General features: G+C 52.2%; 14 protein-coding genes. 6 read left to right on the top strand and 8 right to left on the bottom strand.

What is annotated here, in order from left to right; genetic code table 11:
• Positions 1–3 precede the first annotated feature (3 nt).
• Together R2K28_RS15725 and R2K28_RS15720 are read left to right on the top strand one after the other, a co-directional pair.
• A complete protein-coding gene (locus R2K28_RS15725; protein WP_316365877.1) occupies positions 4–942 on the top strand; it encodes an ABC transporter ATP-binding protein in 939 nt (312 codons plus the stop codon).
• Positions 935–1711, top strand: a complete 777-nt coding sequence (locus R2K28_RS15720; RefSeq protein WP_116446501.1) for an ABC transporter permease — start codon at positions 935–937, stop codon at positions 1709–1711. Before R2K28_RS15725 ends, R2K28_RS15720 begins: the two co-directional genes overlap by 8 nt.
• A gap of 30 nt (positions 1712–1741) precedes the next feature.
• Here the strand turns inward: R2K28_RS15720 and R2K28_RS15715 are convergent, their stop codons facing one another.
• A complete protein-coding gene (locus R2K28_RS15715) occupies positions 1742–2170 on the bottom strand; it encodes a rhodanese-like domain-containing protein (RefSeq protein ID WP_316365875.1) in 429 nt (142 codons plus the stop codon).
• A 167-nt stretch (positions 2171–2337) separates the two neighbouring features.
• Here R2K28_RS15715 and R2K28_RS15710 point away from each other — a divergent pair, with 167 nt between their 5' ends.
• The 3 genes from R2K28_RS15710 (at position 2338) to R2K28_RS15700 (ending at position 6302) form a co-directional block, all read left to right on the top strand.
• Positions 2338–3225 (top strand): lysophospholipid acyltransferase family protein, encoded by an 888-nt coding sequence (locus tag R2K28_RS15710; RefSeq protein ID WP_316365872.1) that lies wholly within the window; start codon positions 2338–2340, stop codon positions 3223–3225.
• A gap of 136 nt (positions 3226–3361) precedes the next feature.
• Entirely contained in the window at positions 3362–5263 is a 1902-nt protein-coding gene (locus tag R2K28_RS15705) for a vWA domain-containing protein (protein WP_316365870.1), read from the top strand.
• Positions 5256–6302, top strand: coding sequence for a hypothetical protein (locus R2K28_RS15700; RefSeq protein ID WP_316365868.1), 1047 nt, complete (start codon positions 5256–5258; stop codon positions 6300–6302). The genes R2K28_RS15705 and R2K28_RS15700 overlap by 8 nt, the downstream gene beginning before the upstream one ends.
• Positions 6303–6394: 92 nt before the next feature.
• On the opposite strand, the gene soxZ is transcribed toward R2K28_RS15700, so the two are convergent.
• The 7 genes from soxZ to R2K28_RS15665 all read right to left on the bottom strand — a co-directional run bounded on the left by soxZ (position 6395) and on the right by R2K28_RS15665 (position 13181).
• Entirely contained in the window at positions 6395–6709 is a 315-nt protein-coding gene (gene soxZ / locus R2K28_RS15695; RefSeq protein ID WP_116448354.1) for a thiosulfate oxidation carrier complex protein SoxZ, read from the bottom strand.
• 46 nt (positions 6710–6755) lie between these two features.
• Complete coding sequence (soxY, locus tag R2K28_RS15690) at positions 6756–7232, bottom strand: thiosulfate oxidation carrier protein SoxY (protein WP_316365865.1); 477 nt, start codon at positions 7230–7232, stop codon at positions 6756–6758.
• Between the two features lie 564 nt (positions 7233–7796).
• A complete protein-coding gene (locus tag R2K28_RS15685) occupies positions 7797–9311 on the bottom strand; it encodes a M48 family metalloprotease (protein WP_316365863.1) in 1515 nt (504 codons plus the stop codon).
• A 149-nt stretch (positions 9312–9460) separates the two neighbouring features.
• Positions 9461–10693 (bottom strand): vWA domain-containing protein, encoded by a 1233-nt coding sequence (locus tag R2K28_RS15680; RefSeq protein ID WP_316365861.1) that lies wholly within the window; start codon positions 10691–10693, stop codon positions 9461–9463.
• A 171-nt stretch (positions 10694–10864) separates the two neighbouring features.
• The gene (locus R2K28_RS15675) at positions 10865–11911 is read right to left on the bottom strand and encodes an AAA family ATPase (protein ID WP_316365859.1); all 1047 of its coding nucleotides are present in this window, start codon (positions 11909–11911) and stop codon (positions 10865–10867) included.
• 9 nt (positions 11912–11920) lie between these two features.
• A complete protein-coding gene (locus R2K28_RS15670; RefSeq protein ID WP_316365858.1) occupies positions 11921–12478 on the bottom strand; it encodes a hypothetical protein in 558 nt (185 codons plus the stop codon).
• A gap of 157 nt (positions 12479–12635) precedes the next feature.
• Positions 12636–13181 carry a Smr/MutS family protein gene (locus tag R2K28_RS15665; protein ID WP_316365856.1) on the bottom strand — a complete coding sequence of 182 codons (546 nt, stop codon included), beginning with the start codon at positions 13179–13181 and terminating at the stop codon, positions 12636–12638.
• Between the two features lie 117 nt (positions 13182–13298).
• Here R2K28_RS15665 and surE point away from each other — a divergent pair, with 117 nt between their 5' ends.
• Complete coding sequence (surE, locus tag R2K28_RS15660) at positions 13299–14042, top strand: 5'/3'-nucleotidase SurE (RefSeq protein ID WP_116446491.1); 744 nt, start codon at positions 13299–13301, stop codon at positions 14040–14042.
• Positions 14043–14055: the final 13 nt, after the last annotated feature.

Below are 14055 nucleotides of genomic sequence, written 5' to 3'. Positions count from 1 at the left end.
GATGTGACTGCCCTCGTAATCAATAATCTCCACAAGACCTACCGCAACGGCTTTGAGGCCTTAAAAGGCATCGATCTCAAGGTTGAAGAGGGGGACTTTTTCGCCCTCTTGGGACCGAATGGTGCCGGCAAGTCCACCGCTATCAGCATCATTGCCTCGCTGATCAATAAGAGCGCTGGTGAGGTCGTGATCTATGGCCATGATCTGGATCTTGAGAAGGATCAGGCGAAGTCTCTGCTCGGCCTGGTACCCCAGGAGTTCAATTTCAACATGTGGGAACCGGTGGTGGAGATCCTGGTCAATCAGGCAGGCTATTATGGGATCCCGCGAAAGCCGGCATTCCAACGGGCCGAGGCGGCTTTGCAAAGATTGGGGTTATGGGAAAAACGCAACACCCAGGCTAGATGGCTCTCAGGGGGGATGAAGCGTCGCTTGATGATTGCCAGGGCCCTGGTGCATCAGCCCAGACTGTTGATTCTTGATGAGCCGACCGCTGGTGTCGATATCGAAATTCGTCGCTCGATGTGGAGTTTCATGCGCGAGATCAATCAACAGGGGACGACCATTATTCTGACCACCCACTATCTGGAAGAGGCGGAGAGCCTGTGTCGCAATATTGCCATCATTGATCATGGGCGAATCGTCGAACAGACCAGTATGTCGAGATTGCTGAGTCAACTGCATACCGAGGTATTCCTGCTCAACCTGGCATCACCGGTCAGCAGGCTGCCCGATCTGCAGGAGTATCGTGCCACATTGGTCGATAGTGAAATCATTGAAGTGGAAGTTGTGCGTGACCAGAGTATGAATCAGTTGTTCCAGCAACTCTCGCAACAGGGAATCGAAGTCGTCAGCATGCGCAACAAACAAAATCGTTTGGAACAGATGTTTGTCGACCTGGTCGACCGATCCAAGCAGCAGCGGGTAGGAAACGATGAATAGCTGGCGGATCTACCGTATCGCATTTCAGACCATCATTACGAAGGAAGTGTTGCGCTTCATGCGCATCTGGGTGCAGACACTGCTGCCGCCGGCAATAACCACCACCCTCTATTTTGTCATCTTCGGCAAATTGATCGGTGATCGAATCGGTGAGATGGATGGCTATCGCTATATCGATTTTATCGTTCCGGGTCTTATCCTGATGGCGGTGATCCAGAACTCCTATGCGAATGTGGTGTCATCCTTTTTTGGCACCAAATTGCAGCACTATATCGAGGAGCTGCTGATTGCCCCTGTCCCTCATTGGGTGGTACTGAGTGGCTATGTGGTCGGTGGTGTCGCCCGTGGTACCATGGTCGGCGTGTTGGTCACTATAATCTCCCTGTTCTTCACCGATCTCAGCATCAACAGTTATGCTTTGACCTTGCTGGTGTTTGTGCTTACATCCATCCTGTTTGCCTTGGCGGGTTTCATCAATGCAGTGTATGCCAAAAGCTTCGATGATATATCCATAGTGCCGACCTTTGTGTTGACGCCACTGACCTATCTTGGCGGGGTGTTTTACTCCATACAACTGCTTCCGGAGATATGGCAAAAGTTGTCCCTGGCGAATCCGGTGCTCTACATGGTCAACACGTTCCGTTTCGGCATCCTGGGTGTCTCCGATATCGATGTGACCCTGGCATTGATGATTATTCTGGGATTTATCGTCTTGTTGACAGGATTCAGCCTGGTACTACTCTCCCGTGGTGTCGGCATTAAAGACTGATGGGTAGACACAGGGTGTGGGGTGTAATGTTCAGCACTGTTCCCAAGGTAGACCATGGTAACGCCAACCCCCCGTAGTGCTGCGGTGATGGTCGTCATCGAGATCACCTTCAAACCCCTCATCGATGTGAAACACGCGAATAAAGCCACCATCCAGGAGTGCCTTGCCGGCTTCAAGGGATCGTTTGCCACTGCGGCAGATGAGGACAACGGGGGCACAGCCTTCATCGATGGTGCAGATACTCCCGCCCAGAAGGAGTTTTCTTATGTCGGTGACAAAATGAGGATTAACCGTCCAATCCGGTTCATCAATCCAAGGTACATGCACAGCCCCCTTAGGATGGCCGACAAAGAGAAATTCCATGCTGGACCTGATATCGACCAGCACAGTACGTGGATCGTCCTGCATTAATTGCCAAGCCTGTTGTGGTGTAAGGTTATGCAGCAGAGGGTCGCTCATGGGAAATATCCTATCGGTTTTTTATTCATGGATCATAACACTACATGTTAGATGTTTTGGCTATGAAAGCAATCTTCAAGCCCGCATGATGTCGGGATGATTTGATATGAATATCTACGCCTATGATATTCAGGTTGGTTAATGAATTTGTGTACAATCTTGTGATCATGTCAAAGCACCCTATTTTTCCTTTATGGCGACTTTTCGGTTATTTGCCGCTGAAGTGGCTGCATCTGATTGGTCATCTGTTAGGCCGTGTTTTTATCTGGTTACCGAATCGGGAACGACGCATAACGGAGAAAAACCTTGCGCTCTGTTTTCCTGAAAAGTCGGATACGGAATTGAGGCGGTTGCGCGACAGGTCGATTCGACAGATGGGTGCCACGTTGATGGAAATGGCTGCTGTGTGGTTCACTCCCATTGAACGTGTATTGGGAATGATTCAACAGGTAAGTGGTTCAGAGCTGCTTGAGAGAGAGCGAGGGCAGGGCCTGATAATCCTTACACCGCATCTGGGTTGTTGGGAAATACTAGGCTTGGAACTGCCGACCCATGAACAGGTGACTTCCCTCTATCGTCCTCCGAGAAACCGTGCCTACGAGACTATTGTGAAGCAGGCCAGAGAACGTAGCGGGGCGGAGCTGGTACCGACGGACACCTCGGGAGTCAAGCGAATATACCAGGCACTGATAAGAGGTGGCGTCACCTGCATACTGCCTGATCAACAGCCAAGATCCGCTACAGGTGCTGTTTTCGCCCCTCTGTTTGGGGTGCCGGCTTTGACCATGTTACTCACCAATCGATTGGCCAGGAAGACGGGTGCGAAGGTGATTTTTGCCTATGTCGAGCGGCTATCTGCCGGTCGTGGTTACCACATTCACTATCTGCCGGCAGATGAGAGGATTGGGGCCGAGGATCCGATGCTGGCGGCAAGTGTGCTGAATCAGGGTGTGGAGTCGATTGTCCGCCAGTTACCTTCCCAATATCAGTGGTCCTATAAACGCTTTCATATACAACCGGATGGGGCCGAGTCACCCTACCGCGAAAGCCCCTGAGATTGTCCGGTCACCGTGTCGGTGAAGATCCCCGATGGGAATTAAAGAGCTACCCGGTCCAGCCGATAGACATATAAGGGTATTCGGCTGTAAGTCATAATATTGACTCTGGATTTAGAACTGGGATGACATCGAAATGATGAAAGGAAAGGCCTGGGTTGTTATAGCGCTGCTGTGGCTGCCGCTCTGGTGCGGCCAACTGCAGGGTGCTGAAGATAAGGCGGATGTGCGGATTCTTATCGACGTCTCCGGCAGTATGAAACAGAATGACCCGCAGAACCTGAGGCGGCCTGCACTACGTCTTCTGGTTGGTCTTTTATCCTCCGAAACCCGCGCCGGTGTCTGGACCTTCGGTCAATATGTCAATATGCAAATCCCTTTGGGCCAGGTCGACAAGGCGTGGAAAAAACGGGCGCGTAAAAGTTCGGAGTCGATCGGCTCACCAGGCCAGTTCACCAATATCGAGGATGTACTGAAGCGCTCAACCGAAGACTGGAGCGGTGCGCCTGGACCCTACCGCCGTAGTGTCATCCTGCTCACTGACGGGATGGTGGATATTTCCAGGGACAGGACTAAGAATGCCGCTTCCAAAAAACGTATCCTGACGCGAATTCTGCCCCGCTTAGCGGAGCTTAAAGCGACCGTCCATACCATTGCCCTGTCAAAGAACGCGGACCATGAACTGATGCGGAAGCTGGCCGGCGAGACTGGGGGCTGGTATGAGCAGGTTGAAAATGCCGAGCAGTTGCAAAAGGTCTTCCTGAGAATATTCGAGAAGGTGGGGAAACCGGACGCCGTCCCCCTGCAGGATAATAAGTTTAAGGTGGATGAGACGATTACCGAAGCGACCCTATTGGTGTTTCACAAGCCAGGCGCACAAGAGACTGAAGTGGTACCACCCGATGGCAAGGTTTTCAAGGCTGATAATGCACCTTCCTCAGTCAGTTGGCATCGGGATCAGGGATACGACATGCTGACCATCTCTGATCCTCAGGCGGGTGAGTGGAAGATCCGTGCTGAGGTCGATCCCGATAACCGGGTCATGATTGTCACTGATCTGAAGATGCAGACAACCGATCTGCCCAACAGATTGATACAAGGCAGGTCACTGCCGGTGATAGTGAAATTCAGTGATCACGGTAAACTGATTCGAAAACGGGAATTTCTTGATGTGGTCAACGTCTCTGCTGTGCAGCAGGATGATGGTGCCAGCTCTGAAGCCAGGCCCATGTTGGATGATGGTCAGGATCCTGATGAAAATGCTGGTGATGGCATGTTCACCCTCTCGTTTGGCGGTGAGTCAGTCGGCAGTGGTGTGGGAGAATTGGTCCTTTCTGCTAGCGGTCCAACCTTTGTTCGAGAAAAAAGGATGACCTATGAAATTGTACCACCGGTCAATATCCTGGCCTCACCTCGTACTGATGGTCACATGCTGGATGTAAAAATTACACCCGATGCAGAATTGATCGATCCTAAATCCCTGCAAATAGAGGCCTGGTTGGAAAGTGCTGATGGTGAGCAGTTCCGCCTGCCATTGAATAGCCCGCCAGGTGGTTCGGGTGGTAGTGGTGAGATTGACCTCATGAGCTTCACAGGTCCGCGCCAGATAGCGGTAAAGGCCCATGCAACTGCCCTGTCTGGAGAGTCGATCGCCTATTTCGACACACCCATTGAAATCGAAGGGATGAAGGCCCCAGAACCGGTCGCGGTAAAAAAACCTGAACCTCCTCCGTCACCTGTACAGCCCGAACCAGTGCCAGAACCAGAACCAGAACCCGAGCCTGAGCCTGAGCCTGAGCCTGAGCCTGAGCCCGAACCGGAAGCTGAAGAAGAGGGTGGATGGGGTATTGCATTGATCTGGTTTGGCATCATCAATCTGCTGTTGATAGCCGGCGGTGGTGGGGCTTTCTGGTGGATACGCAGACGTAATCAACGCAACATGGTCAGTCTGATCGATGATGGGGATGCGACAACGGCCGGCAATGATGATAAGGATAAAACGAAGGCCAAGGTAGACGCGGGGGATGACCATGATTGAAGTCAGCTCCCTGGTAGCGATGATCGTTATTGAGGTGATGATCGGTCTATTGGTTTTGAGTGGCCTGTTAGTGGTTTTTACCCTATTACGAAAAGGCCGGATAAGAAAAGCCGCAGCCCATTTGGCTGAGCGGGTTAAAACCGACAAGGCAAAACGTGAACAACGCTTGAAAGCACTTTTACAGGATCGTTACCAGTATAAAGACTCTGAATTGAATCAGACCCTGCATAACATGATGCAGTCAGAGATGTTGCTCTATCAAAATGTCATCAATGGTTTTATGAAGGATGATCAATTGCATCTACAGCAGATTGATGTGGATGTGGAAAATCTTGTTCTCGGTTATCAGGGGCTTGATGTGCCTAGGTCGGTAGATAGTTCTCCTCAAGAATCAGATGATAATGAGGAGATCACCAGTCTAAAAGCCGAAAACGAGCGGTTGTCCGAAGAGCTGCGTGTGACCATGGATACCATGGGTAGAATGTTGAATGAGTACTCGACCATGTTTGCTGGTGGTGCCGACGCAAGTCAAGTAGCCGCGTCCCCCACCCCCGAAGGGTCGGGAGAAAGTGGCGAGGTTGATGAGAGTGCAGCCGAATCCTCTTCCGTAACCGAATCCCCGATGGATGATGTGCCAGTGGATGAAATGGTCTCAGACCTGGTAGGCGATACAGATATACCAGATTTGAGTGTTGAGGAGAGTGCAGCAGCGGTGGAACAGGTGTCGCAAGCGGCAGATGTTGAGGAAAATGCCAGTTTGGATGAAGATGCGGCTGAGGCGGATGAGGAAGTTTCAGAGATTATCGACGAGGTAATGGAGATTGCCGACGAGATGATAGAGGAGTCAGAACAGACGGCAGAAGCGGATACACAGAGCGAAACCGGTGAGTCCCTGGTGGATGATCTGGAGACGATCGACATTGAAATCCCCGACGCGGATGAACCCTTAATGGATGCAGGTGAGGCTGAAGCGGGATCATTGGAGGATGAGTGGGCAAAGTTGTTGGAAGAGGATGCCGCAAACAAAAAACCGGAATAGCGTTCCTTACTATGGGGCAGCAACATAGGTGGTTAAATAAAAAAAGGACGCCCAGGGGCGTCCTTTTTTACGCATATCTAAACAAGTGATGTTTATTTGATGGCGCTTGTCATGCTGTCGCTGCCACCTTTGTTGTCGCTCCAGGAGAGTTCAAGTTCATCACCCTTGGCGCCGCCGGTAAATTTAAATGAAATATAGGGGTTCTTGGATACGCCACCGCTCCATTCCGCAGTCATCACCGTATTGCCCTTATGTTTACATACCACCTCTTGGATGAAGTGGGCAGGTATCTTTTTACCAGTCTTTTTGTCCTTGCGACCACCGGTCTCCATGGGATGGGTCATAAGGGCCTTGACCGTGGTTACGCCGCCTTTCTCTTTGGCGCGGATCTTAATCGATTTAGCCATGTTCTATTCCTCGTATACTTTGTAGCCGGGGTTGGTCCGAGTGGGATCAACCGCCACAACCACCGATGGTGACTTTAACTTCTTTCTTGGCGCTGTGGAGCTTACCGCCAGCCTTTACAATGCCGATTACATCGCCAGTCTTGCCCATCTTGATACGGGTGGATACAAAACCTGTCGCGCCAGCACCCATAACGAAGTTCGCTACCAATGGTACCGGGTTATTCGAGGCGATGATGGAAATCGATTCAACACCGTCCATGCCGGTATCGACGGTGACCGGAACCACGGCGCCGTTCTCTGCAATGTCGGGTGCCTTTACGTTGATATCGGCTGACTCCGCCATATCAGAGCTACCTAGCAGCGCATTCAATGCGGCTGGCAGTTCTTTAGCTTCAAAGGCTTCTTTGTTCCAAGCTGCAAGCAGCCGTTGAGGTGCCAGGAGACCGGCGGCAGCAGCCACGCCTACCGTGCCTGCTGCAAGCGATCTTTTGAGGAAGATCCTGCGTTTGATTTCAGTGCTCATTCATTCTCTCCAGACTGAGAAAGTTTAGTGATTAACAGTTTATTTTTTTGAAACTGATTTGGTTGGTCAATTTCATTTCCCGGTTATTCTAATCATCGATATGCCATCCACCCATCAACAAATGAGCCTTTACACCATGACCACCGGGTTGAGTGCACAATATCAATTGTCGTCATCATTGTTTACAGGCGTGTGTCAGACAAAAACCACCAAGGTTTAGCTGTCGGTTCTGTACAAGGTCTTGCTGCACTGGGCAATCAAGACGTACCAATTCCGGCATTTCATATGACATCAGACGCTTTAGAACAATATAAATAAAAAAAAGTTGCGACAACCTGCACTCACTCATCCTTGTTGCAATTCACTGTATGGCTAAACCACTTCAATAGTTTTTGTGTAGATGGTGGCTTGCCGATACACATCATACCTTAAACAGGTAGGTCGTAAGAATACCTAAACAATCGACGATATCAAGTGAAAAATGTTGAATTATTAGTGATTTGTGGTTTTCAGGGCGTGTCATCTGCATACCGGAGTTGGGTTTTATGCGTGGTGGATTGGGGTTTACCGGAATAGATGCTGATGGATCTGCAGTCTTTTGCTTTTTGGATCAGATTTCTGTCGCGCTTTTTCGATATCACGCAGTTTACTCAGCCGGGATTCTATGCGTGATGTGAGGAAGAAGTCCGATTTATTCACACCATTTAAGGCTATCTCTAATTGCTGTATAGCGGCTGCTAGCTCCCCATCGGCAGCGAACGCCTCAGCCAGCATACGGTGAGATTCCACTTGATTGTTGTCCAGCTCCTCGATTTTGCTGAGCAGGCGATAGAGTCTGGGCTCGTTGTTACGCAAAGTGATTGATTGTTGACTGATTTCACGGGCTTTCTCCAATCTGCCCGCAGCGGTCAGCGCCTCGATATAGGCAATAGCCAGAGGATAGTTCTCCGGCATCAAGCTGTAGTAGGTATCAAGTATCTTGAGTACTTGTTCATGTTTGCCATTTTTCCTCGCAATATCCGCGCTGGCCAGGATGTACTCGATCTGGCCCGGATTATTCCGCAACAGCTCGTCGATAATCTTTTCTGCTTTGCCAAATTGACGATCAGCCACGAGGGCCAGTGCCGAACCATACTTATGGGCCTCCTGATTGAGGTGACGTCCTTCTTTGAGTCCGCTGGCAAAATGGGTGACAGCCTTGCTTGGATCCTTGAACTGTCTGGCCCGCAAGGCTTCACGTGTCAGGTGATAACTCAGGTTGCCCGGAAACTGGCGATAGGTGTATTTTTCCGCCCGTCCCAGCGCATCGGCTACACGGTTGGTTGTGACTGGATGGGTACGCAGTATTTCCGGTATACCCGATTCATAGAGTCGGCTGGCATGGGTCAGGCGCTCAAAGAAAAGTGGCATCGCACGGGGGTCGAAATCGGATTTCGCAAGGATTTGGATACCCACGGTATCCGCCTCCTCTTCGTTGCTGCGGGTGAAGTTGATCTGTTCTTGTATGGCGCCGGCCTGGACACCTGTCGCCATGGCAAGGCCGGCATCCGGTGAACCGGAAATCCCCACCAGGATAGAGGCCAGTAGCAGGGCTGCGGTCTTACCGCTCATGCGGTTGGCGGCATCGAAGGCGCGTAGCAGATGCTTCTGCGTGACATGGGCGATTTCATGGGCAATGACTGATGCCAGTTCACTCTCGCTTTGGGTTGCCAATATCAGGCCGCTATAGATGCCGATGTAGCCACCAGGGCCGGCAAAGGCGTTGATTTCTGGCTGATCGATGACAAAGAAGGTGAATTTCTGCCCAACCGCTTCGCTCTGTTTCAGCAGTTTGTCACCCAATTGCTGGATGTACTCTGTAATCTGGGGATCATCCAGCACCTTACCTGTTTTACGCACACTGAGCATGAACTCCTTGCCAAGCCGGGCTTCATCACCGGGTGTCAGATACTGATCTGATGGAGAGCCAAGTTCCGGCAACTGGATCGATTCACCCTCCTCGGAATTGGCACTGGATATCGCCACCAGGCTAATGAGGAGGACGATGATGGAGGCTTTTTTCATCACATGCATGGTCATGCCTTTAACTGATCCCCGGCGATGATGGTTAGTTCCTGATTTTACAGAATTGAATGTTCTACGCAGTCCATGCTGGTTAGTTAACACAAACATCCGGTTGTCGCCAAGGAGATTTATCCTTTCAGGGGCTCTATTGAGCATCCCCCAGTTCAGTTGAGCTGAATCCGTTCTCCCCAGGGAGTGGTTTTTTTTCCTTTAACCAGCCAGATTACCGGATAGTGTGGTGCATGGTCCGGGAAGGCACCCTCCGCATCGGTGAAATAGACCAGCAGGTCGGGTCTCATGCCCTGGGCCGAGATCCACTCGAAGACCGGCTCGAAACTGGTGCCGCCGCCCCCGGTGATCTTGGCTGGCAGCTGGAAATCCTCCCAGGCCTCATATACCCAGGGTGCGCCCTCGGCAATCGCCGAGTCACAGGCGAGGAGGGTGATACGGGCCCGCATCTGCCCCTTCAGGGCATTGATTTCAGATAAAAAATCACCCATCTCGTGATCCTGTATTGAGCCACTGCTATCCAGTGCGACCACCAGCTCGACCTGATTGCTGCGCAGGCTGGGAAGAATATGTTCACCCTCCCTCCGGGCGGGGCGCATATAACTGAAATCGTCCCGTGCGATAGCTGTCATATAACGGGCAAGCAGCAGCCGCCAGGGGAGTTGTGGTTGCAACAGGTGATCCACCATGCGGGCCATCGCCCCATCCAGCTTGCCCACCTGCATCGCCGATTGGGCTGCGCCGGCAAGGCGTTGCTGCCACTGGATATTCAGGGTTTCCGCCTCATCGGGAGTGGGTGGCGGTGGTTGGCTGGCGGCTGATCCGTCTCCGCTTTGCTGATTCTCGCTCTCATCCCCTTCGTTTTCGGTCTCGCTCTGATCCTGCTTATTGGATATATCCTTCTCAGTTTTGCCGGCCCCCGAACCCTTGGTGTTGTCCTGATCGTAGATATGATTGTCCAGGGGTGTCTCATCATCCTTCTCATCCAGCAGGGGATAGATCTCCTCGGCGGTCATACCCTCGAACTCGGGTAGGAAAAGCGAGCCTGGGGGCGGCTTGAGATCATCCTCTATCAATAAGGGATTGATGGCGTAATCACAGGCCATATCCCAGTGGAGTTTGTGACGATGCTGGCGGCGGGCAAAATGGGAGAGGGCGCAATGCAGGGCCTCGTGGGCGAGCATGAATTGGGTCTCGTCCAGACTCAGCTGATCGATAAATTCAGGATTGTAATAGAACTTTTTCGCATCCGTGGCGGTGGCGGGACACCAGTCAGGGTTCGCTTCCTCCATCGGTAGCCGCATAACTAGCGCACCGAGGAAGGGCTTGTCGAGGATTAATTTGGTGCGGGCTGCTGCCAGCTTGGTTTCGATCTGTTCCTGGTTCATTTAATTTTGAGTCCGCGAATGAACGCAAATGAACGCGAATGATCGATATGAATGTAGGGTGCGGCTTGCCGCACCGCATGCCACCGATGCCTGTTTGTGCGGTGCGGCAAGCCGCACCCTACGCACTGAATGAAAAACATTTGCGTTTATTCGCGTTCATTTGCGGACTAATCAAGATTCATACAACATCACATCCGACACCGCCTGGGCCCAATCACTGAATTGGGGAACGGTGAAAATCGCCTCACCGATGGCGCGGTGCATATCAGAAACCAGCATCACCCCCATCTCCCGCTGCGGAAACTGGCGTGCATAGTCGAGGATCCGGCCATGGGTGAGGCTTCCATCACCGGCGTCATGGGCACGTATGGCACGCCCCACCAGGGCTGCGGCTATGGCGTACTGCAGGTCTATCTCCTTGGGTACAGGCAGATCCTCCCCGGCGATAATGGCATCCAGATCGGGCATCTTATCGAGACTGTTTATAAAGGCGTTCAACTCAATGCCTGCAGCGGGTCCAACGCAAGCCTGTAGGGCACCCTGCAAGAGTTGTGGGTGATTATCAAACTTTTGCAGGGCACGGTGGGCGAATTCCCAGGAGCGGGGTGAAGGGAAGGCAATGGGATTGTGTGCGGGATCGAAGTCGAACAGCAGTTCGGGCCGAAAACGCAGGAAGGCGATAATCCGCTCATCGATTGAGTTGCGATAGGCCCAGGCAACCCAGTCATCCAGATTGGTCTCCACCTCGAAATGAGAGAAGCGGTTGGCCAATGGCGCTGGCATGCTATAGGTCACACCACGGTCGCCCTGGCGATTGCCTGCTGCAAAGATGGCCCACCCCTGGGGGACCTGATACTCACCTAAGCGGCGATCAAGGATCAGTTGGTAGGCGGCAGCGGAGACAGTGGGGGGTGCCGAGGTGATTTCATCCAGGAAGAGGATTCCCTCCGGGCCATGCCTTTCCCTATTCGGTAGGATTGAGGGGATTGCCCATTCCACGCTGCCATTGACTCTGAAAGGAATGCCCCTCAGGTCGCTGGGCTCCATTTGCGAGAGCCGAATATCGATCACCGGCGCCCGGTGGTTTTCAGCGACTTCGCGCACCATATCCGATTTACCGACACCAGGGGGCCCCCAGAGCATGACCGGTGTATGGTGACCGGCCCGGGTGCTGATGAACTCCTGTTCAAGAATGGTTATTAACTGAGTGGGACGCATAGGAATCTCCTAGTCAAAGAGATTTCTGACAGCGCGTGCCAGCTGTTTGTAGACTTCAGGGGCATCCACGTCCATCACCTGATCGATGACCCAGCGGTTTTCATGCGCTTTGTCTCCCATGACCTGTTGAATCTCATAACCGAGATGTCGCAGAAACGGATAGCTGGGACCTTGCTGATCGAAATTGAATTCGGCGTACTCGCCTGAACGTTGGTTATAGCGTTCAATGAAACTGTTGCCATGGTCACCGGGACCGAACAGATCGCTGGCGTTGTCCTGAAAGTGCTCAGCCAGTTTCATCACCAGTGCGGTGATGATTGCCACCCGGGACTCATTATCGACCATTTTGTGGATCAGGCGATCGCTGATTTGTGCCTCAAAGCACAAGTATTCGGCAATCACGGCAAGCCGTTGTTGGTCGTTTTCATACACGAAGTGTTTGCCGTGCAGGGTGATGGCTTTATCCAAAGCGAGACGCCAGGCGATAAAGGCGATGGCCCCTCCCAGCTCTTCCGCTGAACGGGAGCTATCCTCATCATGCCACTGACTTTTGATTCTGATTGCCAATGCAAATCTCCTCTCATTGCCTGCATCGTTCGATGCGGTCTACAGGCAGTCAAGTCATAAGGGGGTATACCATCGGAAGCGATGATGCTTGTACTGCAGGTTCAATAACCAAGTATTTTACTGGGTTTAGATTGAAATTCAATAACCCATACGAAATTTATCCCTTTGCCTTTTTCGGATTGCGCAGTAATAGATAGGCCGCGCCGGTGCCTCCGTCCCGACGGGGGGCTGAGGTGAAGGCCAGTACATCATCCCGTTGCCTCAGCCAGAGATTGAGCTTCTGCTTGAGAATCGGTTGTTTTCCCTCTGACCGATAGCCCTTGCCATGGATGATGCGCACGCAACGGATATCCCGTTCCTGACAGATCTTGAGGAACCGGTTCAGCTCATCCCTGGCGTGGCGTACGGTCAGGCCGTGCAGATCCAATTCGGCGCCAATCTCCAGGTAGCCGCGACGCAAATCGTGCATGACACGGTGTTGTACACCGGGCCTTGCATAGTCGAGTACCTCGCCTGTCTCGATCTCCTGATCGGAATAGAGATCCTGTTCGGTATCATCCTCATCGCCGACGGGGAGATTCAGGGGCCTGGGCGGCAACTTGCGGCGATAGGGCTCAGTCCGTCGCTGCTGTATCGGCTCTACATCATCAAGTGCCTTGTATAACAATGTCTTGTCATCGGTTTTTTTCTCATCGTCACTCATTTCCCAGTCCCTCAACGGGTGTTTATATGCATGGTATGGGCTGCTGAAGGGAATCTCAATCGGAGAGTGGAATGGAAGGATGAGAAGGTTGAGACTTTCCAGTATATTGTGCCCGGTATGAAAATCCTCCTTAGTAACGATGATGGTTATCAGGCCCCGGGTCTGCGGATACTGGCCGAACAGCTGTCAGCGGTTGGTGATATCGTGGTGGTGGCACCGGATCAGGATCGCAGCGGTGCCAGCAACTCTCTAACCCTGGTCAATCCACTGCGTGCCCGCACCATGGAAAACGGCTTCATTCGTGTGGATGGCACACCAACGGATTGTGTCCATCTGGCAATAACCGGACTCCTGTCTGATGAACCGGATCTGGTTGTCTCGGGTATCAATGCGGGTCCGAATATGGGCGACGATGTCCTCTACTCCGGTACTGTTGCAGCGGCTACTGAGGGACGCTTTTTGGGTTTTCCTGCGATTGCCATCTCCATGAATTCCCATGATCCGCAACATTTCGAAACGGCGGCCCGGGTTGCCCAGGAGCTGGTGAGTCGACTGCTGCGTTATCCTTTATCGTCAAACGTTATTCTGAATGTCAATGTGCCAGATATTCCTTATGACCAACTGCTGGGGATTCGCTCCACCCGTCTCGGTCACAGACACAAGGCCGAGCCAGTAATCAAGGCCAGCGATCCGCGGGGAAAGACCATCTACTGGGTCGGACCCGCGGGGGCTGAGCAGGATGCTGGGCAGGGTACCGATTTTTATACGGTCAGGCAGGGCTATGTCTCTGTTACACCCCTGCAGGTGGATCTTACTCGTCACAGCGCACTGCAGACAGTCAGCGAGTGGCTTGAACAGTGATGATACGCCCTGA

This window comes from Candidatus Thiodiazotropha sp. CDECU1 (assembly GCF_963455295.1).
GTDB lineage: Bacteria > Pseudomonadota > Gammaproteobacteria > Chromatiales > Chromatiaceae > Thiodiazotropha.
This window is presented reverse-complemented; position numbering and strand designations above follow the sequence as displayed.

What these genes read in the sequence shown, in the direction of transcription:
- R2K28_RS15720 (WP_116446501.1), top strand. Translation starts at nt 935, where the DNA reads ATGAATAGCTGGCGGATCTACCGTATCGCATTTCAGACCATCATTACG.
- R2K28_RS15715 (WP_316365875.1), bottom strand. Translation starts at nt 2,170, where the DNA reads ATGAGCGACCCTCTGCTGCATAACCTTACACCACAACAGGCTTGGCAA.
- R2K28_RS15710 (WP_316365872.1), top strand. Translation starts at nt 2,338, where the DNA reads ATGTCAAAGCACCCTATTTTTCCTTTATGGCGACTTTTCGGTTATTTG.
- R2K28_RS15705 (WP_316365870.1), top strand. Translation starts at nt 3,362, where the DNA reads ATGATGAAAGGAAAGGCCTGGGTTGTTATAGCGCTGCTGTGGCTGCCG.
- R2K28_RS15700 (WP_316365868.1), top strand. Translation starts at nt 5,256, where the DNA reads ATGATTGAAGTCAGCTCCCTGGTAGCGATGATCGTTATTGAGGTGATG.
- soxZ (WP_116448354.1), bottom strand. Translation starts at nt 6,709, where the DNA reads ATGGCTAAATCGATTAAGATCCGCGCCAAAGAGAAAGGCGGCGTAACC.
- soxY (WP_316365865.1), bottom strand. Translation starts at nt 7,232, where the DNA reads ATGAGCACTGAAATCAAACGCAGGATCTTCCTCAAAAGATCGCTTGCA.
- R2K28_RS15685 (WP_316365863.1), bottom strand. Translation starts at nt 9,311, where the DNA reads ATGACCATGCATGTGATGAAAAAAGCCTCCATCATCGTCCTCCTCATT.
- R2K28_RS15680 (WP_316365861.1), bottom strand. Translation starts at nt 10,693, where the DNA reads ATGAACCAGGAACAGATCGAAACCAAGCTGGCAGCAGCCCGCACCAAA.
- R2K28_RS15675 (WP_316365859.1), bottom strand. Translation starts at nt 11,911, where the DNA reads ATGCGTCCCACTCAGTTAATAACCATTCTTGAACAGGAGTTCATCAGC.
- R2K28_RS15665 (WP_316365856.1), bottom strand. Translation starts at nt 13,181, where the DNA reads ATGAGTGACGATGAGAAAAAAACCGATGACAAGACATTGTTATACAAG.
- surE (WP_116446491.1), top strand. Translation starts at nt 13,299, where the DNA reads ATGAAAATCCTCCTTAGTAACGATGATGGTTATCAGGCCCCGGGTCTG.